Raw genomic sequence first — 21312 nt, 5'->3', positions numbered from 1 at the left:
GTCACGGAGGAAGCGTGATTTCTCAAGAGCTTGAAGTCAGCCTGCATATGGCTTTCGTCGAGGCCCGTTCGGCCCGGCACGAATTTATTACCGTCGAGCATCTGCTGTTGTCGCTGCTCGACAACGCTTCGGCTGTCGAGGTCCTGCGCGCCTGCGCCGCCAACCTGGATGATTTGCGCCGCAACCTGCGCCAGTTCGTCTCGGAAAACACGCCCGTGATTCCGAGCGGCGCCGAAGTCGACACCCAGCCCACGCTGGGATTCCAGCGCGTGATCCAGCGCGCGATCATGCACGTGTCCGCGGGAGGCACCGGCAAGAAGCCGGTCACCGGCGCGAACGTGCTCGTGGCCATTTTCGGCGAAAAGGATTCGCACGCCGTGTACTACCTGCAGCAGCAGGGCGTCACCCGGCTCGATGTCGTCAATTTCCTCTCGCATGGCATTACCAAACAGCCACAGGTGGAGTCCGCCGCCGTGCAGAAAGAGCAGCAGACCAATGGTGAAGAACAGGGCGAATCGCGCCAGTCGCCGCTGGACCAGTACGCTACCGACCTGAACGCGGCCGCGCTGGCCGGGCGCATCGATCCCCTGATCGGGCGCGAGCACGAGGTCGAGCGCGTGATCCAGGTGCTGTGCCGCCGCCGCAAGAACAATCCGCTGCTGGTCGGCGAGGCCGGCGTAGGCAAGACCGCCATCGCCGAAGGCCTGGCCTGGCGCATCACGCGCGGGGAAGTGCCCGAGATCCTGCAGGCCGCCCAGGTCTATTCCCTGGACATGGGCGCGCTGCTGGCCGGCACCAAGTACCGCGGCGATTTCGAACAGCGCCTGAAGGGCGTGCTCAAGCAGATCCGCGGCAATCCCGACGCCATCCTCTTCATCGACGAAATCCATACGCTGATCGGGGCCGGTTCGGCTTCCGGCGGCACGCTGGACGCCTCCAACCTCTTGAAGCCGGCCTTGTCGTCCGGGCAGCTCAAGTGCATCGGCGCGACCACGTATACGGAATACCGCGGCGTCTTCGAAAAGGACCACGCGCTGTCGCGCCGGTTCCAGAAGATCGACGTGCCCGAGCCCAGCGTCGAACAGACCGTGCAGATCCTGCGCGGCCTGAAGAGCCGCTTCGAGGAACACCACAGCGTCCGCTATTCCGCCGCCGCGCTGTCGGCCGCCGCGGAACTGTCGGCGCGCTTCATCAATGACCGCCACCTGCCCGACAAGGCCATCGACGTGATCGACGAGGCCGGCGCCGCGCAGCGCCTGCTGCCGCGCTCGCGCCAGAAGAAGGTGATCGGCAAGGTGGACATCGAGAACATCGTGTCCAAGATCGCGCGCATCCCGCCGCAGTCCGTCTCCAACGACGACCGCAGCAAGCTCGCTACGCTGGACCGCGACCTGAAGACCGTGGTCTTCGGCCAGGACAACGCCATCGAGGCCCTGTCCGCCGCCATCAAGATGGCGCGTTCGGGCCTGGGCAAGCCGGAAAAGCCGATCGGCGCCTTCCTGTTCTCCGGCCCCACCGGGGTGGGCAAGACCGAAGTGGCGCGCCAACTGGCGTTCACGCTGGGCGTCGAGTTGCTGCGCTTCGACATGTCGGAATACATGGAGCGCCACGCGGTGTCGCGCCTGATCGGCGCGCCTCCGGGCTACGTCGGGTTCGACCAGGGCGGCCTGCTGACCGAGGCCATCACCAAGCAGCCGCACTGCGTGCTGCTGCTGGACGAAATCGAAAAGGCGCATCCGGATGTGTTCAACATCCTGCTGCAGGTCATGGACCACGGCACGCTGACCGACAACAACGGCCGCAAGGCCGACTTTCGCAACGTCATCCTCATCATGACGACGAACGCGGGCGCCGAAACCCTGAACCGTCCGTCCATCGGTTTCGCCAATTCGCGCGTGGTGGGCGACGAAATGGCGGAAATCCGCCGCATGTTCACGCCCGAATTCCGCAACCGCCTCGACGCGATCATCCCGTTCGCGCCGCTGGACCGCGAAATCATCCTGCGCGTGGTGGACAAGTTCCTCATGCAACTGGAAGACCAACTGCACGAGCGCCGCGTGGAAGCCGTTTTCACCACGCGCCTGCGCGAGCATCTCGCCAAGGAGGGGTTCGACCCGCTCATGGGCGCGCGTCCCATGCAACGCCTCATCCAGGACACCATCCGGCGCGCGCTGGCCGACGAGCTGCTGTTCGGCAAGCTGGTCGAGGGCGGCACGGTCACGGTGGACCTGGACGACGAAGGCAAGGTGACGCTGAACTTCGAGGACAGCGGCAAGCCGCCGTCCTCGGATGCGCCCGACAAGCAGGAAGTCGAACTGGTCGACTAGGCAAAAGGGCATGCCTCCCTCATGACCGCGGACCGCCAGCCGCTGATCGAGTGCGAACACTGCGCGAGCATCTATCGCCGGCATCGGCTCGAACCTGGCGAGACCGCCAATTGCGCCCGCTGCGGCGCCATACTCTGGCGCTACAGCGGGCTGACTTTATCCAATTGGCTGGCGCTCGCCATCGCCGCCCTGATCGTCTTCGGGGTGGCCAACGCCTATCCCGTCGCGTCCATGGCCGTGCAGGGCATGACGCAGCAGGCGTCCTTGCTGGACGCCATTTCCATCACCTGGCGCCAGCGGCACGAGGTGGTGGCGGTGATGACGGGCCTGGCGGGCTTCGCGCTGCCCCTGCTGCAACTGACCGTCCTGCTCTGGGTGCTGGGGCCGCTGTCCCGCGGGAGCGAGCCCGTGGCCTTCCGGGCGGCCATGCGCCTGCTGGGCGTGCTGCGGCCCTGGTGCATGATTCCCGTGTTCCTGCTGGGCGTGCTGGTGGCGGTCGTGAAGCTGGCCGGCATGGCGGCGGTGTCCCCCGGGATCGGGCTGGGCGCGTTCGGCCTCCTTACCATCCTGCTGACCATGCTGGGCCGCCTGTCGCCCCACGTGATATGGCGCTACGCCGAAACCATGGAGGTGGTGCCGGTGCACGTGCCGCGGGCGAAGCCGGACGAGGTCCTGACCGGCTGCCACGTCTGCGGCCAGGTCCAGGCCCTGCCGCGCGACGCCGAAGAGGCCGAGCACCACTGTGTGCGCTGCGATGCGCTGGTGCACTACCGCAAGCCCGACCACCTAGCGCGCACCTGGGCGCTGCTGCTGGCCGCCGTGGTGTTCTACATCCCCGCCAACGTGCTGCCGGTGATGAAAGTCAGTTCGGTGCTGGGCGACAGCGCCCACACGATCCTGGGCGGCGTGGTCGAACTGTGGGAAATGGGATCCTGGGACATCGCGCTGATCGTCTTCATTGCCAGCGTGGCGGTGCCGCTCACCAAGCTGCTTGCGCTGATCCTGCTGCTCCTGACGGAACAATGGCGCAGCACGACCAACCTGCGTCCGCGCACCCGCCTGTACCAAATGGTCGAATTCATCGGCCAATGGTCGATGCTGGACGTTTTTGTCGTTATATTGCTTGCGGCGCTGGCGGATTTCCAGGGCTTGATGGAGATCAGCGCGGGGGCGGGCGCGGCGGCGTTCGGCGTGGTCGTGATCCTGACGATGTTGTCCGCCATGAGCTTCGACCTGCGCCGTAGCTGGGATCTCGAAGGGCAAAGTGAAATAGAATCAGCGCCGGTCGAAGGCCGGCGCCAGCCGGCGCCGGGCGCCGGCCAGGAAATGGGCTAGGCCGCGGGTTCCGCCCACGAAAAAGGAAGAATAGATGTCCGAGCAAGCCCCCGGGTCCGGTGAGGAGGCGTTCGCCGCACCCGCGATCTCGCGCAAGCAGAAGAGCCGGATCTCGTGGATCTGGCTGGTGCCCATCGTGGCGGCCCTGATGGGCCTGTCGCTGGTGGTGCGGACCTGGATGCAGGCCGGCCCCGACATCTCCATTTCGTTCAATACCGCCGATGGGCTGGAAGTCGGCAAGACCCAGCTCCGCTACAAGGACGTGACCATCGGCACCGTGAAGTCCATCGGCTTCAATGACGACCGCAGCAAGGTGGTGGTGCAGGCCGAGCTTGCCAAGGAAGTCTCCGATCTCGCGCGCGAAGGCACCAGTTTCTGGGTGGTGCGGCCGCGCCTGGACGTGAGCGGCGTGTCCGGCCTGGGCACGCTGCTGTCGGGCGCCTACATCGGCGTGGACGCCGTCGAGGGCAAGGACGGCAACAAGGCCACCAAGCTGCATTTCGACGGCCTGGAAGTCCCTCCCGCGGTCACGCATGACCGCGCCGGCAAGCGCTTCAAGCTGAAGGCGTCGGACCTGGGGTCCCTGGACATCGGCTCGCCGGTGTATTTCCGCCGCATCAACGTCGGCCGCGTGATCGGCTACGCCCTGGACCAGAACGGCAAGGCCGTGAACGTCGAGGTCTTCGTGGACGCGCCCAACGACAAGTTCGTCACCAACGGAACGCGCTTCTGGAACGCCAGCGGCGTGGACTTCAGCGTCAACGCGGACGGCCTGAAGGTGCGCACCCAGTCGCTGGTGTCGATGGCGGTGGGCGGCGTGGCGTTCGAGCCGGTCCTGACCGCCCGCGACGCCGGCGCGGCGGCCCCGGCCGATGCCCAGTTCGATCTCTATCCGACCGAGACGGCGGCCAAGGCCAATCCGGACGGCGAGGCGTTCCCGATCCGCATGCGCTACGACCAGTCGATCCGCGGGCTCGCGGTGGGCGCGCCCATCGATTTCAGCGGCATCACGCTGGGCAACGTCACGCAGATCAACCTGGACTTCGATCCGGCCACCAAGCGCTTCTACTCGCTGGTGGACGCCACGCTGTATCCGGAGCGCCTGGGCCGCGTGTTCGACGAAGTGCGCGAACGCGCCGTCCAGGACGGCGACGTGGCGGGCGGCCGCCTGCTGGGCGGCATGATCAAACACGGCCTGCGCGCCCAATTGCGCACCGCCAACCTGCTGACGGGCCAGCTCTACGTGGCGCTGGACATCTTCCCGAACGCCAAGCCGGTCGAATTCCAGATGTCCGAGCCCGCGCTCATTCCGACGGTGCCCGGCAATCTGGACCAATTGCAGCAGCAGGTCAGCAACATCATCGCCAAGGTCGAGAAGATCCCGTTCGACAAGATCGGCGAAGACCTGCGCGCCACGCTGGCCAGCACCTCCAAGCTGATGGGCCGCCTGGACAAGCAGGTGGCGCCCGAGGCGCAGGCCATGCTGAAGCAGGCCAGGGAGTCGATGGCGCAGATCAACGCGCTGCTGGCTGCCGATGCGTCGCTGCCCGTCAATACCGAGCGGGCGATGCAGGAACTTGGCCGCGCGGCCCGGTCGCTGCGCGCCCTGGCCGACTTCCTGCAATCCAACCCCGAGGCCTTGCTGCGCGGCCGCGGCCCAGACCCGATCCCCGGCGCCGGTCCTGTCAGGAACTGAAACCCATGAATAGACGCCCCTCCCGCTGCGCCCGCCCGGCCAGCCCCTCCCGCGAGACAGCCTCCATCCCGGCGAAGCGGTCCGGGACGGCCCCCCGCGCCGTGTCCGTGCTGGCCCTGGCGGCCGCGCTGGCGGGCTGCGGCGCGTCGGCGCCCGTGAACTATTACACCTTGCAGGGGCCGTCGGCCCCCGCGGCGGCGGCCGGCGGCGCCCCGTCCGCTCCCTACCTGGTCGACGTGCAGCCGGTCAACGTTTCGACCCAGGCCGATCAGCCCCAGTTGATGGTGCGCACCGGCGACGGCAGCCTGTCGGCGCTGTATTCCGAGCGCTGGAGTTCGCCGCTGGGCGACGAACTGCGGGGCGCGCTGTCCGATTCGCTCAAGCGGGAACTGGGCGCCCTGGACGTGCAGATGGTCAAGCCCGGGCCCGGCGCCGCGGTCTGGCGGGTCCAGACGGACGTGCAGCGCTTCGAACTGGTATCGGGCAGCATGGCGCAACTGGATGCCACCTGGCGCGTGCGGCCGGTCAACATGAAGGGCGCCGGGCTGTTGTGCCGCAGCGTCGTCACGGAAACGGTGACGGAAGCCGGCGTGCCCGCGCTGATCGCCGCGCAGCAGCGCGCGGTGGCCGGCCTGGCGACGACGATGGCCTCGGCCATCCGCGGCCAGTCGCCCGCCGGCACGGCCTCGGTCCAGGTGCTGGGCTGCTCGGCCCTGAACGACTGAAGGGCGCCCGCGCAAAACCCGCCTGATCTCAAGCGGTTAACCTAGGGTTAACCGCAATACAAACGCGGTTGCAACCTGTCTAGCATACGGTCCTACCCATGCTGGGTCCCGGCCCGGCATTACCTCTGCCATGCGACAGGAAGCAATCTCTTATGGCCAGCACGACCCTAGGCGTCAAAGTCGACGACGCGCTCCGCGACCGGCTCAAGGCCGCCGCGCAAAAGCTCAATTGCACGCCGCACTGGCTGCACAAGCAGGCGATTCTTGCCTACCTGGACAAGATCGAACGCGGCCACCTGCCCGCGGAAATGTCGCACCTGGGCGCGGACGCGGGCGGCGAGGACGAGGCGGGCGACGGCCAGTCGGCGCCCACGCCGCCGTTCTACGAGTTCGGCCAGGACGTGCAGCCGCAGTCCGTGCTGCGCGCGGCGATCACGGCGGCCTACCGCCGGCCCGAGTCCGAGTGCGTGCCGCTGCTGCTGGGGCAGGCCCGCATGCCGAACCTGGAAAAGATCCACGCACTGGCCGCTGGCCTGGTGAAGAAGCTGCGCGGCAAGCGCAGCGGCGGCGGCGTGGAAGGGCTGATCCAGGAGTTCTCGCTGTCCAGCCAGGAAGGCGTGGCGCTGATGTGCCTGGCCGAGGCGCTGCTGCGCATCCCCGACCGCGCCACGCGCGACGCGCTGATCCGCGACAAGGTCGCCCGCGGCGACTGGAAGTCGCACATGGGCGGCTCCCAGTCCCTGTTCGTCAACGCCGCCACCTGGGGCCTGATGATCACCGGCAAGCTGGTGGCGGTCAGCAGCGAACAGTCCCTGTCCAAGGCGCTGACCCGCCTGATCGGCAAGGGCGGCGAGCCCCTGGTGCGCAAGGGCGTGAACATGGCCATGCGCATGATGGGCGAACAGTTCGTGTCGGGCCAGACCATTTCCGAGGCGCTGGCCAACAACCGCAAGATGGAATCGCGCGGGTTCCGCTATTCCTACGACATGCTGGGCGAGGCCGCCACCACCGCCGAGGACGCCGACCGCTATTACGCGTCCTACGAACAGGCCATCCACGCGATCGGCAAGGCCGCGGCCGGCCGCGGCATCTATGAAGGCCCGGGCATCTCGATCAAGCTGTCGGCGCTGCACCCGCGCTATTCCCGCGCCCAGCGCGAACGCGTGATGGCGGAACTGCTGCCGCGCGTGAAGGCCCTGACGCAACTGGCCCGCAGCTACGACATCGGCCTGAACATCGACGCCGAGGAAGCGGACCGCCTGGAGATCTCGCTCGACCTGCTGGAGGCGCTGTGCTTCGAGCCAGAGCTGGAAGGCTGGAACGGCATCGGTTTCGTCATCCAGGCCTACCAGAAGCGCGCGCCGTTCGTGATCGACTACGTGATCGACCTGGCCCGCCGCAGCCGCCACCGCGTGATGGTGCGCCTGGTGAAGGGCGCGTACTGGGACAGCGAGATCAAGCGCGCCCAGGTCGACGGCCTGGAGGGCTATCCGGTCTACACGCGCAAGGTCTACACGGACGTGGCCTACCTGGCCTGCGCCCGCAAGCTGCTGGGCGCGCCGGAGGCGGTGTACCCGCAGTTCGCCACGCACAACGCCTACACCCTGTCCGCCATCTATCAACTGGCCGGCCAGAACTACTACCCGGGCCAGTACGAGTTCCAGTGCCTGCACGGCATGGGCGAACCCCTGTACGACGAAGTGGTGGGGCCGCTGGCGCAGGGCAAGCTGAATCGTCCCTGCCGCATCTACGCGCCGGTGGGCACGCATGAAACGCTGCTGGCGTACCTGGTGCGCCGCCTGCTGGAGAACGGCGCCAACACGTCCTTCGTGAACCTGATCGGCGACGAGAGCATCCCGGTGGAGCAACTGGTGGCCGATCCCGTCGAGGCGGCCTCGCGCATCGTGCCGCTGGGCGCGCCGCACGACAAGATCCCGCTTCCGCGCGAACTCTATGGCGACCCGCAGGACGGCGCCCGCGCCAACTCGGCGGGGCTGGACCTGAGCAACGAGCACCGCCTGGGCTCGCTGTCCGCGGCCCTGCTGGCCAGCGCCGCGCTGCCGTGGCGCGCGGCGCCGATGCTGGGCGAGGGCGGAGAGGCCTGGGACGCGGCGCGCGCCGTCGAAGTCCGCAACCCCGCGAACCTGCGCGACCTGGTCGGCCACGTCATCGAAACGCGGCCGGAAGAGGCCGAGGCCGCCCTGCGCGACGCCGCCAACGCCTCGCCCATCTGGCAATCCACGCCGGTGGCCGAGCGCGCCCAGTGCCTGCGCCGCGCGGCGCAATTGCTGGAAGAGCAGATGCAGACCCTGCTGGGCCTGATCGTGCGCGAGGCCGGCAAATCGCTGCCCAACGCCATCGCCGAAGTGCGCGAGGCCGTGGACTTCCTGCGCTATTACGCGGACCAGGCGGAAACGGAATTCAGCAACGACACGCACCGTCCGCTGGGCACCGTGCTGTGCATCAGCCCCTGGAATTTCCCGCTGGCCATCTTCACCGGCCAAGTCGCGGCCGCGCTGGCCGCCGGCAACACCGTGCTGGCCAAGCCCGCCGAACAGACTTCGCTGATCGCGGCGCAGGCCGTGTCCATCCTGCGCGCCGCGGGCGTGCCGCCCGGCGCCGTGCAGTTGCTGCCGGGCCGCGGCGAAACCGTGGGCGCCCAACTGGTGGCCAGTCCCGGCGTGCGCGGCGTGATGTTCACCGGCTCCACCGACGTCGCGCGGATCATTGCGCGCACGCTCGCCGACCGCCTGGACGACGCCGGCCACACCATCCCGCTGATCGCGGAGACGGGCGGCCAGAACGCCATGGTGGTGGATTCCTCGGCCCTGGCCGAGCAAGTGGTGTTCGACGTGCTGACCTCGGCCTTCGATTCCGCCGGCCAGCGCTGTTCGGCGCTGCGCGTGCTGTGCGTGCAGGAAGACAGCGCCGACCACGTGCTGACCATGCTGCGCGGCGCGATGCGCGAACTGACCGTGGGCAATCCCGACCGCCTGTCGGTGGACGTGGGGCCCGTGATCGACACGGAAGCCCGCAACGGCATCCAGCGCCACATCGAAGCCATGCGCACCGCCGGCCACCGGGTGGACCAGGTGGAACTGAACGGCGAATGCCGTCATGGCACGTTCGTGCCGCCCACCATCATCGAGATCGACCACATCGGCGAATTGACGCGCGAAGTGTTCGGCCCCGTGCTGCACGTGGTGCGCTACAAGCGCGACGAACTGGACGCCTTGCTCGATGCCGTCAACGGCACGGGCTACGGCCTGACGTTCGGCGTGCATACCCGCATCGACGAAACCATCGCGCACGTGACCGGCCAGGTCCATGCGGGCAACGTCTACGTCAACCGCAATATCGTCGGCGCCGTGGTGGGCGTGCAGCCGTTCGGCGGCGAATGCCTGTCCGGGACCGGCCCCAAGGCCGGCGGCCCGCTGTACATGTACCGCCTGCTGGCCACGCGCCCGGCCGGCCTGCCGCCGGCGCTGGACGCGTCGGCGCCGCTGCCGCAGCGCATCGTGCTGCCGGGCCCCACGGGCGAGACCAACACCTACATGGTCGAACCGCGGGGCGCGGTGTACTGCGTGGCGGCCACGGAACCTGGGGCGCGGGCGCAATGGTCGGCCGCCAGGCTGACCGGCAACCACGCCTGGTTCGCGGACACGCCCGCCGCGCAGGCGCTGCTGTCCTCGCTGGACGCCGAGCAGCGCGGGCAGGCGGGCATCCTGGCCGACGAAGACGTGGACGAGGCGGACTACCAGGCCGTGCTGTTCGAAGGCGATGGCGACGCGCTGCAGGCGCTGAACCAGCGCATCGCCCGGCGTCCCGGCCCGATCCTGTCCGTGCACGGGCTGACGCCGGACGCGATCGCCGCGGGCGCGGGGTACGTGCCGGACCGCCTGCTGGCCGAGCGCTCCATCAGCGTCAATACGGCGGCGGCGGGCGGCAACGCCAGCCTCATGACCATCGGCTGAGGATCGCGGGGCCAACCTGCCGGTATCCAAGGGTTATCTCCAATATCGGGCAAGGTTGCACTCGAACGAAAATCCGGTCGCACCTCAAATCCGGATGTCGCAACCCGACATCCGGATTCTGCAAAAGATGCATGCGCAAGACCTCGGCACCATCGGGGCTTGCGGTAGTAAAAAAAACCAGAGGCCTGGCTAAAAGCTCAGGTATAACAAGGTCTTAAGTCCGACACCCCGGAGGATATCCATGAAGTTCCGCACCACTTTGAAGCTCGCCGCCGCCAGCCTCGCCGCCGCCGGCGTGGCCGCCGCCGCGCAGGCCGCCGACGTCAAGTTCGGTTTCGCCGCGCCCTTGACGGGCCCGCAATCGCACTATGGCGAAGACATGCAGAACGGCCTGAACCTGGCCCTGGAAGAAGCCAACAAGAAGGGCATCAAGGTCGACGGCGAGCCGGCCAAGTTCGTGCTGGTGTCGCGCGACGACCAGGCCGATCCCCGCGTCGGCGTGCAGGTCGCGCAGCAACTGGTCGACCAGGACGTCGTCGGCATCCTGGGCCACTTCAACTCGGGCACCACGATTCCCGCTTCGCGCGTCTACCACGAAGCCGGCCTGCCCCAGATCGCGATGGCCACCTCGCCCGAATACACCAAGCAGGGCTACGAGACCACCTTCCGCATGATGACCAGCGACACCCAGCAGGGCGCCGCCGTGGGCAAGTTCATCGTCGAAAAACTGAATGCCAAGAAAGTCGCCATCATCGACGACCGCACCGCCTACGGCCAGGGCCTGGCCGACGAGGTCGAAAAGGCCGTCAAGGCCGCCGGGGGCCAGGTCGTGCGCCGCGAGTACACGACCGACAAGGCGAACGACTTCACCGCCATCCTGACCAACATCAAGGGCGTGGCGCCCGACGCGATCTTCTACGGCGGCCTGGACGCGCAATCCGGTCCCATGAAGCGCCAACTGGCGACGCTGGGCCTGAAGGCGCCGCTGGTCTCGGGCGAAATGACCCGCAGCGACACCTTCATCAAGCTGGCCGGCGACGCCGCCGACGGCACCTACGCTTCGCTGGCCGGCGTGCCGCTGGACAAGATGGCCGCGGGCAAGGACTTCGAGCAGCGCTACCAGGCGCGCTTCAAGAAGGCCCCCGGCGTCTATGCCCCGTACGCCTACGACGGCGCGTGGAACATGATCGCCGCCATCGAGCAGGCCGGCTCGGCCAAGCCCGAGAAGTACCTGCCGGTCCTGGCCAAGCTGAACCGCAAGGGCGCGACCAGCGAGCACATCTCGTACGACGCCAACGGCGATCTGAAGGAAATCTCGGTCACCATCTACGAAGTCAAGAACGGCAAGTGGGAGATGGTTGAAACGATGGTCAGCCAGGCCAATTAACGGCGGCCGACCGGGGCGGGGCGGCATGGCCGCGCCCGCCCGCCATACCGCGTGCGCGCCGTCCGGCGCGCGCGATGCGCGGCGGCGCGGCAGGCCCGAGGGCCGCCGCCGCACGATACGCGCGATTTTTCCAGGCTTATTTCCGCGGCCCCTATGGATATCTTCATTCAACAACTGATTAACGGCGTCACGCTCGGCAGCGTGTACGCCCTGGTCGCCCTCGGCTACACCATGGTGTACGGCATCATCGGGCTGATCAACTTCGCGCATGGCGACGTCGTCATGATCGGCGCGATGGCGGCCACCACGGTCGCCATTTCGCTGGTCGGCGGCGACCCGGGCGCGTCCGCCTTCGTGGTCCTGGGCGTGGGCCTGCTGGTCTCGGTGCCGCTGTGCATGGCGGTGGGCTGGACCGCCGAGCGCGTGGCCTACCGGCCGCTGCGCCGGGCGCCCCGGCTGGCCGCCCTGATCACGGCCATCGGCGTGTCCATCATCCTGCAGAACGTGGCGATGATGGCCTGGGGCCGCAACTACCTGAACTTCCCGCAGGTGCTCTCGCCGCAGGTGTTCGAGTTCGCCGGCGCCCGGATGAGCACGCTGCAGATCGCCATCGTGGCGATCGCCGCGCTCATCATGGGCGGGCTGCTGGCCGTGGTGCACAAGACCCGCCTGGGCACGGCCATGCGCGCCACCGCGCAGAACCGCGAAGTCGCCGGGCTGATGGGCGTGAACATCAACACCGTCATTTCCGCGGCCTTCCTGATCGGCTCGGCGCTGGCCGCCGTGGCGGGCATGATGGTCGCCACCTATTACGGCGTGTCGCAATACACCATGGGCTTCATGCTCGGCCTGAAGGCGTTCACCGCCGCGGTGCTGGGCGGCATCGGCAACCTGGTGGGCGCGATGGCCGGCGGCCTGCTGCTGGGCGTCATCGAATCGCTGGGCGCGGGCTACATCGGCGACCTGACCGGCGGCTTCCTCGGCAGCCACTACCAGGACGTGTTCGCGTTCTTCGTGCTGGTGCTGGTGCTGATCTTCCGTCCGTCGGGCCTCTTGGGCGAACGCGTGGGAGATCGCGCATGAGCGGAAACCTGAAAAGCAGCGGGTTCTCGACCCGCAACCTGATCGGCATCGCGCTGATCGGCGTCGTGCTCGCCGTGCTGCCCTTCGTGATCGGCATGGCCGGGCAGAGCTGGGTGCGCATCCTGAACTTCGCCCTGCTGTACGTGATGCTGTCGCTGGGCCTGAACATCGTGGTGGGCTTCGCCGGGCTGCTGGACCTGGGCTACATCGCGTTCTACGCGGTGGGCGCCTACACCTGGGCGCTGCTGGCCTCGCCGCATTTCGGCCTGCACCTGCCGTTCTGGGCGATCCTGCCGATCGCCCTGGCCGTGGCCTGCCTGTTCGGCGTGCTGCTGGGGGCGCCCACGCTCAAGCTGCGGGGCGACTACCTCGCCATCGTGACCCTGGGCTTCGGCGAGATCATCCGCATCTTCCTGAACAACCTGAACGCGCCGGTGAACATCACCAACGGGCCGCAGGGCATCAACCGCATCGACACCTTCAAGGTGGGCGAATTCGCGTTCGGCCGCACCGAAAGCCTGCTGGGCTTCCGGGTGACGGGGCCCGAGAAGTACTACTACCTGCTGCTGGCGCTGACCCTGCTCATCGTGGTGGTGTGCGTGCGCCTGCAGAATTCGCGCATCGGCCGCGCCTGGGAAGCCATCCGCGAAGACGAGATCGCCGCCAAGGCGATGGGCATCAATACCCGCAACATCAAGCTGCTGGCGTTCGCGATGGGCGCGTCCTTCGGCGGCGTGGCGGGCGCGCTGTTCGCGTCGATGCAGGGCTTCGTCAGCCCCGAGAGCTTCTCGCTGATGGAATCCATCTCCATTCTGTGCATGGTGGTGCTGGGCGGCATGGGCCATATCCCGGGCGTGATCCTGGGCGCATTGATCCTGGCGGCGCTGCCCGAGTTCCTGCGCGCGGTGGTCGAACCCTTCCAGCAGATGGTGTTCGGCGCCGTGGTGCTGGACCCCGAAGGCATACGCATGCTGCTGTTCGGCCTGGCGATGGTGTGCGTGATGCTGTTCCGCCCCGCGGGCCTGTGGCCGTCGGCGGTGCGCAAGCGTGAACTGGCGACCAAGGCCCAAGGAGGCGCGGCATGAGCAAACTGCTGCAAGCCCAGGGCCTGGGCAAGCGCTTCGGCGGCCTGCAGGCCCTGTCCGAAGTCAGCTTCGACATCGAGCACGGCGAAATCTACGGCCTGATCGGCCCCAACGGCGCCGGCAAGACCACGCTGTTCAACGTGCTGACCGGCCTGTACATCCCCGAGGAAGGCTCCTGCACCTTCAACGGCGAATCCCTGTCGGGCAAGAAACCGCACGAAGTCGCCTACGCCGGCCTGGCGCGCACGTTCCAGAACATACGCCTGTTCGCCAACCTGAGCGCCATCGAAAACGTCATGATCGGCCGCCACATGCGCACCCGGTCGGGCGTGTTCGGCGCCGTGCTGCGCACGCGCGGCACGCGCGCCGAAGAGGCGGCCACCGAAGCGCGAGCCCAGGAACTGCTGGAATACGTCGGCATCGGCCACCGCGCCAACGACGTCGCCCGCTCGCTGCCCTACGGCGACCAGCGGCGCCTGGAGATCGCGCGCGCCCTGGCGACCGATCCCAAGCTGCTGGCGCTGGACGAACCGGCGGCCGGCATGAACGCCTCGGAAACGGTGGTGCTGCGCAAGCTGATCGAGAAGATCCGCGCGGACGGCATCACGGTATTGCTCATCGAGCACGATATGAAGCTGGTCATGGGACTGTGCGACCGCGTGCTGGTGCTGGAATACGGCAAAGTGCTGGCGATGGGCAAACCCGCCCAGGTGCAGCGCGATCCCAAGGTCATCGAAGCGTATCTGGGCGCCGGCGCCGCCCAGGATCCGCTGATTCATCAGGAGCGCCCGGCATGACGGCAGCATCCCAACCCTTACTGGAATTGCGGGGCCTGCAGGTCGCCTACGGCGGCATCCGGGCCGTGCGCGGCATCGACCTGCGCGTGGACGAAGGCGAACTGGTGTGCCTGATCGGCGCCAACGGCGCCGGCAAGAGCACCACCTTGCGCTCCATCTGCGGACTGGTGCCGCTGGCCGGCGGCGAAGTGGTCTACGCCGGGCTGTCCATCGGCGGCCACAAGTCGCACGAACTGGTGCGCCGCGGGCTGGTCATGGTGCCGGAGGGCCGCGGCATCTTCGGCCAGCTCACCATCGAGGAAAACCTCGCCATGGGCGGTTACGTGCGCCGCGACGCGGCGCAGGTCCGCCAGGACACGGACCGGGTCTTCACCCTGTTCCCGCGCCTGGCCGAACGCCGCAAGCAGGCGGCCGGCACCCTGTCGGGGGGCGAACAGCAGATGGTGGCGATGGGCCGGGCGATGATCGCGCGGCCCAGGCTGCTGCTGCTGGACGAGCCCTCGATGGGGCTGGCGCCGCTGATGGTCGAGAAGGTCTTCGAGGTGGTGCGCACCATCGCCAGCGAAGGCGTCACGATCCTGCTGATCGAGCAGAACGCGCGGCTGGCGCTGGAGAACAGCCACCGCGGCTACGTGATGGAGTCCGGCGAGATCATCCTGTCCGGCCCGGCCGGCCAGATGCTGCACGACCCCAAGGTGCGCGCGGCCTATCTGGGCGAGACCGAGTAAAGCGCGGCCGCTGCAGGGCTGCGAGCTTGCGGATATTGGGGTCCTAAACCGCCGAGGCTGCCCTGCGCCATTCCGATGCTCGCCCCGCTGGGGCTGCGCTTCGGATGGCTCCGGGGTCCTCGGTTGACGGCGGCCTAATGCGTTGGTTCTTGCCCCTCGTTCATGGACAGATGCCGTGAGCCGGTGGCCGGACGGAGGGATCCGAAGCGCAGCCCCATCGGGGCGAGCATCGGAATCCCGCAGTCCGGCCACCGGCGGCTCAAGAAACCGGCCTCACAAAACCGAACGCCAACAATCCAGCCAAAGATGTTCCAGGCCGGTCCGCGCCCGGTCAGGCCGGCAGCGGCTGCGCGCGCTTCCTGCCTATCATCAGCGCGATGACGGCGGCGGCCAGGCCCGTCGTGCCCGAGATCACGAAGGCCATCAGATAGCTGCCCTGCGATTCGCGGATCGCGCCCGCCATCCAGGCGGCGCTCGCCGCGCCCAACTGGTGGCCCGCCACGATCCAGCCGAACACGATCGAGGCGTCGCGTTCGCCGAACGCTTCCGTGGTCAGGCGCAGCGTCGGCGGCACGGTGGCGATCCAGTCCAGACCGAAGAAGATGGCGAAGATCGACAGGCTGTAGAACGAGAAATCGGAATAGGGCAGGTAGATCAGCGACAGGCCGCGCAGCCCGTAGTAGGCGAAGAGCAGCTTGCGGGGGTCGTAGCGGTCCGTCAGCCATCCCGACGCGGTGGTGCCGATCAGGTCGAAGATGCCCATCAGCGCCAGCAGGCCGGCGGCCTGCACTTCCGGCATGCCGTGGTCGCCGCAAAGCGCGATCAGGTGCGTGCCCACCAGGCCGTTGGTGGTGAAACCGCAGACGAAGAAAGTGGCGAACAGGAACCAGAACGTGCGGGTCCTGGAAGCGCGCGCCAGGGCGCCGAAGGTGGCCGCCAGCAAACCGGTGCGCGGCGCCGCCGCGATGGGCGCGGCGTGGGGGTCGCTGCCGAACGGGGTCAGGCCCACGCTGGCGGGGCGGTCGGGCACCAGCCACCAGGCCAGCGGCACCAGCGCGGCCGCCGCGCCGGCCACCGTCCACACCACCCGGGTCCAGTCGCCCGACGAGGCCAGCGCCGCCAGCACGGGCAGGAATACCAGCGTGCCGGTCGCGGAGCTGGCGGTCAGCAGGCCCATCATGACGCCGCGGTGCCGCGCGAACCAGCGGTTGACGACGGTGGCGCCCAGCACCACGGCAACCGCGCCGGAGCCGATGCCCGAGAACACGCCCCAGGTCATGAGCAGGTGCCAGGGCTGGGTCATGTAGGCGCTGGCCGCGCTGGACGCCGCCATCAGGGCGAGGGCGCCGATCAGCACGCGCCGCAGGCCGAAGCGCTCCATCGCCGCGGCCGCGAACGGCCCGACCATGCCGTACAGGAAAATGCCCAGGGCGGCGGAGAAGGAAATCGTGCTGCGGCTCCAGCCGAAGGCTTCTTCCAGCGGCACCAGCAGCACGCTGGGCGACGAACGCAAGCCGGCCGACACCAGCAGGGACAGGAAAATCACTGCGACGACGACAAAAGCGTACTTCTGGCCGGCGCGCCGAAACGGCATGGGAGGGTGGGCTATACTCATGTTACTGACCGGTACGTATGCAGGTTTGCGAATAGTACGTACCGGTCAGTAACATGGTCAAGCGCTTTTTGGCGCCCCTGGTTTCAGGCGGGACCGTCCCGCACGGATCCGCCCTCGGAAAAGGAGCCTACGTATGGTCAGCAAGACTGCCGGCCCCCGTCCCGCCAAGCCGCCGCTGGCGGCCGACCGCATCCGCAAGACCGCGCGGGAGATGTTCTACCGGGACGGCATCCGCGCCGTGGGGGTGGACGCCATCGTCAACGAGGCGGGGGTGACCAAGCCCAGCCTGTACCGCAGTTTTTCCTCCAAGGACGAACTGGCGGCCGCCTACCTGCGCGACTACGATGCCGAGTTCTGGGCCCGCTTCGACGCCGCCCGCGACGCGCATCCGGGCGACCCGCGGGCCCAGATCCTGGCGTACCTGTCCGGCCTTGGCCAGCGCGCCGTGCAAAACGGCTACCGGGGCTGCGGCCTGACGAACGCGGCGGTCGAATACCCGGAACCCGGCCATCCCGCGCGCGCCGTGGCGGTGGCCCACAAGGCGGAACTGCGGCGACGGCTCGCGGCGATGGCGGCGGAAATGGGGGTGGATGATCCCGAGGCCCTGGGCGACGGTCTGCTGCTGCTGCTGGAGGGCGCGTTCGTGTCCAGCCAGCTCTTCGGCGAAGCCGGGCCGGCGGGCCGGGTCGCGCAAATGGCCGACAAGCTGATCCAGGCGCACCTTGCGCCTTGAGCCGGATGCGCGAAAATGGTGCACGGCGTAGTGCCGGATGCACCGTTATTAAGCGTTTGTACCCATTGTGCAACGAACAAAAAAATGCTTGGAAGTTTTTATTGCGACGCAGCAAACACAGATCTAAGATGGACTCGTGTTGTTCCACATCGCGCTTTTCTCAAGGAGAGAATCATGAGCGATACCGCAATGAAGAACGCCCGCATGTCGGATGAGCTGGAGCGGTCCCTGATCCGCGACGCCATCGAGGCGGAGAGCCTGTCCGGCCCGCACGGCCGCGGCGGCTGGCGGCGCCTGAAGCTGCGCCTGGCCGCGCTGGGCGGGGCGGTGGGCGAAGTCCTGCACGATATGGACGCAGGCCGGCAGCAGCACCCGGTGGTCTCCGCCTACCACTGAGCAATCCTTCCCAAGAAAACCCAGGATGCGTCCTGGGTTTTTTTTTGTCGCGATGTCCATACTTGGGACGATCCAGTGCGCCAAGCTGCCCCGGCAGCTTGATCCTGTTGATGTTTATTCGTCAATAAACGAAAATGATTGCCTACAGGATTGAACACTACCTGACGGCTGACGAGCAGGAAGACCTTTACCTGGAGTGGCTAAGTCGCTTGCATCGTGCTGCTGCTTTGCGGTGGCGACAAGCATAGGCAGAACGCCGATATCGACCGGGCTGTGGGCTATTGGCAGGACTGGCAGCGGAGAAACGACGATGAGAAGCAGAGGACATGATGAAGCGATGGCCGAGCTGTATCGCAGCGATCCGGCGCTGGCGCTGGAGGTGATCAACGGTATTCTGGAAGATGGCGATCAGGCGGAACTGCTGACCGTGCTGCGTCAGCTTGCACAGGCATTTGGAGGTGTGCAGGCGGTGGCGGAACAGGCGCGATTGAATCCGACGCAGCTTTACCGGACGCTTTCCCCGAAGGGGAATCCTGCATTGAGCAGTCTGGCGGCCATTCTCAAGGCGATGGGGTTGCGGTTGGCTGTACAGCCGATAGGTTCGTCTGCGTCCATCCATACGGCTTGATGCAGGAGCATGCCCGTGTGATCGGGCGGGCTGCGGCGCCCGCTCGGTGAACTCGTTGAGGGCGGCCATGGCATTGGCCGAAATAGTCTGGGTGAGTTGTCCGGCCTCGTCGGGACTTTTAATTTAGATTATGCTAAATTAAGAAAAACCTGAATTAAGCACGCCCGCCTATCTCCCCAAAACATGACCCAACGCAAATCCGACATCGAAGTTCTGCAGGACAGTGCCGTGCAGGCCGCGGCATTGCTGCAGGCCGTCGGCAACCCCAACCGCCTGCTGGTGCTGTGCCTGCTGATCGCCCAGGGCGAGATGAGCGTCGGGGCGCTCAACGAGATGGTGCCCCTGAGCCCGTCGGCGCTCTCGCAGCACCTCGCGCGGATGCGCGAGGAAGGGCTGGTGGCCTACCGGCGCGAGGCGCAGACGCTGTACTACCGCATCGATGACCCGAACGTGGCCAAGCTCATCGCCACGCTCAAGGACATCTTCTGCCCCTGATTCATTGAGCTGTTTTCCCTTTCACCTTTCGCAGGAGTTCTCATGAAATCGAATGTAGGCGGCGTGGACCGTGTAGTGCGCGTCGTGGCCGGAATCGTGCTGATTGCGCTGGCCGCGACGAATACCGTGGGCTGGTGGGGATGGCTGGGAGTGCTGCCTCTGCTCACCGGATTGGCGGGCTTTTGCCCCTTTTATCCGCTGCTGGGGCTCAGCACTTGCCCGCTGAAGAAAGGCAAGTGAACCGATAGGCGCATTCATGCAAGGGCCGCCCTGGGGCGGCCCTTATCGTTGCGGCGGAAGCGGGCGCGCGGGTCACGCCACCATGTCGACCAGCAGGTAGCCGTCCAGCGCCATGATGCATGCCGTCGCCGCCATCGCGGCCCAGGCCCAGGCGCCGCGCAGGGCGTAGCGCCCCATCAGGTCCTTGCGCCGGGCCAGCGCCACCAGCGGGCCCAGCGCGAAAGGCAGGGCCAGGCTCAGGATCACCTGGCTCAGCACCAGCAGTCCGTCCGGATCCTGGCCGCCCGTGAAAGCCAGCAGGGCCGCGGCCGCGCCGCCCGCGGCCACGCGCGTGGCCAGCGCGCGCCGGCGGTCGGACCAGCCGTGGCCGACCTGGAACCCGTTGGACAGGATGCGGCCGGCCAGCACGCCGGTGAGGGTGGAGCTTTGCCCCGCGGCGTACAGCGCCACCGCGAACACGACGGCCGCGCCGACGCCCAGCGTGCGGCCGATCACCGCGTGCGCGTCGTCCAGGCTGGACACCATCATGCCGGCGCCCGACAGGGACGCCGCGGCCACGATCATGATGGCCGCGTTGATCAGCATGGCCACGCCCAGCGACACGACGGTGTCGTTGCGCGCCACGCGCATGGCGAGGCCGCGCGCGGCCGGCGGCAGTTGCTGCGCGCGCTGCGCGAGCGTGCCGGAATGCAGGTACAGATTGTGCGGCATGAGGGTGGCGCCCAGGATGCCCAGCGCGATCAGGAAGCCCTGCGGATCGCGCAGCGCATGGCCGGTCCGGGCGACGCCGTGCGCCACTTCGGTCCAGGCCGGGTTGGCCTTGAACAGCAGGAACACGAACGACATCGCCACGACCGCCAGCAGGACGGCGATGACGCGCTCGTGCCGGTCGGCGTTGCCGCGCGCGAGCGCCAGCACCGCGAAGGTGCCGACGCCGGTGACGGCGACGCCGGCGATCAGCGGCAGGCCGAAGAGCAGCCGCAAGGCGATGGCGCCGCCCACGAGTTCGGCCAGGGCCGTGGCGAGAATGGCGGCTTCGCCGGCCAGCCAGGCGGCCCGGGACAGGCGCGGGGAGAGATGGCGGGCCGTCAGCGTGGCCAGGTCCTGGCCGGTGGCGAGCGCCAGGCGCGACACCAGGATCTGGAAGCCCAGCGCCAGGACGGCGGACACGATGACGACCATCAGCAGGCCGTAGCCGAAGCCGCTGCCGCCCGCGATGTCCGTGGCCCAGTTGCCCGGGTCGATGTATCCCACGGCCACCAGGATGCCGGATCCGATCATGCGGCGCAGGTTGGCCGACACCTGGACGTCTTGCGCCAGGACGGCCTTGCCGCCCGATATCGCGTAAATGAAACGGGTCATGATCGCTCCTGATAACGATTCTCATTATCTGGAGGCGGCCGCCGGCCGTCAAATTGATTTTGGGCAAGCAGGGGATAGGGCGGCCCAATGGCGCCGCCCCGGCGGGACGGGCCACGGGCCATGCGGCGGGGTCAGGACTTGAGCTTGGCGTCCATGGAAATCTTGGCGTTGAGCACCTTGGACACAGGGCAGCCCTTTTCCGCCTTGCGGGCGGCGTCCTCGAAGGCCTGGGCGCTGGCGCCCGGAATGACGGCTTCGACGGTCAGGTGGACGGCCGTGATGGAAAAGCCGTCGTCCACCTTGTCCAGCGTGACTTCGGCCTTGGTGTCCAGGCTTTGGGCGACCATGCCCGCTTCGGCCAGGATGTTGGACAGCGCCATGGTGAAGCAGCCGGCATGGGCCGCGCCCAGCAGTTCCTCGGGGTTGGTGCCGGGCGTGTCGCCGAAGCGGGTGTTGAAACCGTAGGGCTGCTCCTTGAGCGCGCCGCTTTGCGTGGAGATCGTGCCTTTGCCGGTCTTCAGGTCGCCCGACCAGGCGGCGGTTGCGGTTTTCTTCATGCGTGACTCCTGTAAAGGGGCCGCGCCCGTCGCGAGCGCGTCCGGTGGTGGGAGCGGGCCGCTGGCGGGCGGCACGCGTTGCCTGGGGTGGCATCGTCGATGATACGGCGGGCGCGGGCCCGCGACGCGGAAACCGCCCTTGCGCAACG

At 67.7% G+C, this 21312-nt stretch carries 18 protein-coding genes; 15 read left to right on the top strand and 3 right to left on the bottom strand.

All coding sequences use genetic code 11. The annotated features are described in order from the left end of the window. Positions 1–14: 14 nt before the first annotated feature. The 10 genes from clpA (at position 15) to WHX56_RS23535 (ending at position 15137) form a co-directional block, all read left to right on the top strand. Positions 15–2327 carry an ATP-dependent Clp protease ATP-binding subunit ClpA gene (clpA, locus tag WHX56_RS23580; RefSeq protein WP_287753412.1) on the top strand — a complete coding sequence of 771 codons (2313 nt, stop codon included), beginning with the start codon at positions 15–17 and terminating at the stop codon, positions 2325–2327. 21 nt (positions 2328–2348) lie between these two features. Next, complete coding sequence (locus WHX56_RS23575; RefSeq protein WP_129239406.1) at positions 2349–3662, top strand: paraquat-inducible protein A; 1314 nt, start codon at positions 2349–2351, stop codon at positions 3660–3662. Positions 3663–3696: 34 nt separating this feature from the next. Continuing rightward, the gene (locus tag WHX56_RS23570) at positions 3697–5358 is read left to right on the top strand and encodes an intermembrane transport protein PqiB (RefSeq protein WP_129239407.1); all 1662 of its coding nucleotides are present in this window, start codon (positions 3697–3699) and stop codon (positions 5356–5358) included. A gap of 5 nt (positions 5359–5363) precedes the next feature. Further along, positions 5364–6083 carry a PqiC family protein gene (locus tag WHX56_RS23565; protein ID WP_287753410.1) on the top strand — a complete coding sequence of 240 codons (720 nt, stop codon included), beginning with the start codon at positions 5364–5366 and terminating at the stop codon, positions 6081–6083. Between the two features lie 152 nt (positions 6084–6235). Continuing rightward, complete coding sequence (gene putA / locus WHX56_RS23560; protein WP_129239409.1) at positions 6236–10057, top strand: trifunctional transcriptional regulator/proline dehydrogenase/L-glutamate gamma-semialdehyde dehydrogenase; 3822 nt, start codon at positions 6236–6238, stop codon at positions 10055–10057. A 241-nt stretch (positions 10058–10298) separates the two neighbouring features. Beyond that, positions 10299–11444: a branched-chain amino acid ABC transporter substrate-binding protein gene (locus WHX56_RS23555; RefSeq protein WP_129239410.1), complete on the top strand. Its 1146-nt coding sequence runs from the start codon at positions 10299–10301 to the stop codon at positions 11442–11444. 153 nt (positions 11445–11597) lie between these two features. Then, a complete protein-coding gene (locus WHX56_RS23550) occupies positions 11598–12527 on the top strand; it encodes a branched-chain amino acid ABC transporter permease (RefSeq protein ID WP_129239411.1) in 930 nt (309 codons plus the stop codon). Beyond that, positions 12524–13612 (top strand): ABC transporter permease subunit, encoded by a 1089-nt coding sequence (locus tag WHX56_RS23545; RefSeq protein WP_129239412.1) that lies wholly within the window; start codon positions 12524–12526, stop codon positions 13610–13612. Before WHX56_RS23550 ends, WHX56_RS23545 begins: the two co-directional genes overlap by 4 nt. Further along, a complete protein-coding gene (locus WHX56_RS23540; protein WP_129239413.1) occupies positions 13609–14409 on the top strand; it encodes an ABC transporter ATP-binding protein in 801 nt (266 codons plus the stop codon). Before WHX56_RS23545 ends, WHX56_RS23540 begins: the two co-directional genes overlap by 4 nt. Continuing rightward, positions 14406–15137, top strand: coding sequence for an ABC transporter ATP-binding protein (locus WHX56_RS23535; protein WP_129239414.1), 732 nt, complete (start codon positions 14406–14408; stop codon positions 15135–15137). The genes WHX56_RS23540 and WHX56_RS23535 overlap by 4 nt, the downstream gene beginning before the upstream one ends. A gap of 331 nt (positions 15138–15468) precedes the next feature. Here WHX56_RS23535 and WHX56_RS23530 read toward each other — a convergent pair whose 3' ends face one another. Then, a complete protein-coding gene (locus WHX56_RS23530) occupies positions 15469–16752 on the bottom strand; it encodes an MFS transporter (protein WP_338879154.1) in 1284 nt (427 codons plus the stop codon). A gap of 133 nt (positions 16753–16885) precedes the next feature. Between WHX56_RS23530 and WHX56_RS23525 the strand changes: the two genes are divergently transcribed. The 5 genes from WHX56_RS23525 to WHX56_RS23500 all read left to right on the top strand — a co-directional run bounded on the left by WHX56_RS23525 (position 16886) and on the right by WHX56_RS23500 (position 19244). Continuing rightward, positions 16886–17485 (top strand): TetR/AcrR family transcriptional regulator, encoded by a 600-nt coding sequence (locus tag WHX56_RS23525; protein WP_129239416.1) that lies wholly within the window; start codon positions 16886–16888, stop codon positions 17483–17485. A gap of 174 nt (positions 17486–17659) precedes the next feature. Next, positions 17660–17881, top strand: a complete 222-nt coding sequence (locus WHX56_RS23520; RefSeq protein WP_129239417.1) for an XRE family transcriptional regulator — start codon at positions 17660–17662, stop codon at positions 17879–17881. A 310-nt stretch (positions 17882–18191) separates the two neighbouring features. After that, positions 18192–18509, top strand: a complete 318-nt coding sequence (locus tag WHX56_RS23510; RefSeq protein ID WP_129239419.1) for a DNA-binding protein — start codon at positions 18192–18194, stop codon at positions 18507–18509. A 183-nt stretch (positions 18510–18692) separates the two neighbouring features. Beyond that, on the top strand, positions 18693–19004 hold the full coding sequence (locus tag WHX56_RS23505) for an ArsR/SmtB family transcription factor (RefSeq protein ID WP_129239420.1): 312 nt from the start codon (positions 18693–18695) through the stop codon (positions 19002–19004). A gap of 42 nt (positions 19005–19046) precedes the next feature. Then, entirely contained in the window at positions 19047–19244 is a 198-nt protein-coding gene (locus WHX56_RS23500; RefSeq protein ID WP_129239421.1) for a YgaP family membrane protein, read from the top strand. A gap of 72 nt (positions 19245–19316) precedes the next feature. On the opposite strand, the gene WHX56_RS23495 is transcribed toward WHX56_RS23500, so the two are convergent. After that, entirely contained in the window at positions 19317–20606 is a 1290-nt protein-coding gene (locus WHX56_RS23495) for an Nramp family divalent metal transporter (RefSeq protein ID WP_129239422.1), read from the bottom strand. A 131-nt stretch (positions 20607–20737) separates the two neighbouring features. Next, positions 20738–21163 (bottom strand): OsmC family protein, encoded by a 426-nt coding sequence (locus WHX56_RS23490; protein WP_338879153.1) that lies wholly within the window; start codon positions 21161–21163, stop codon positions 20738–20740. Positions 21164–21312 lie beyond the last annotated feature (149 nt).

The sequence above is a fragment of the Achromobacter veterisilvae genome (assembly GCF_037619525.1).
Taxonomy (GTDB): domain Bacteria; phylum Pseudomonadota; class Gammaproteobacteria; order Burkholderiales; family Burkholderiaceae_B; genus Achromobacter; species Achromobacter veterisilvae.
Note: the sequence above shows the minus strand (reverse complement) of the source record. Positions and strands in the feature narration are given on the sequence as shown.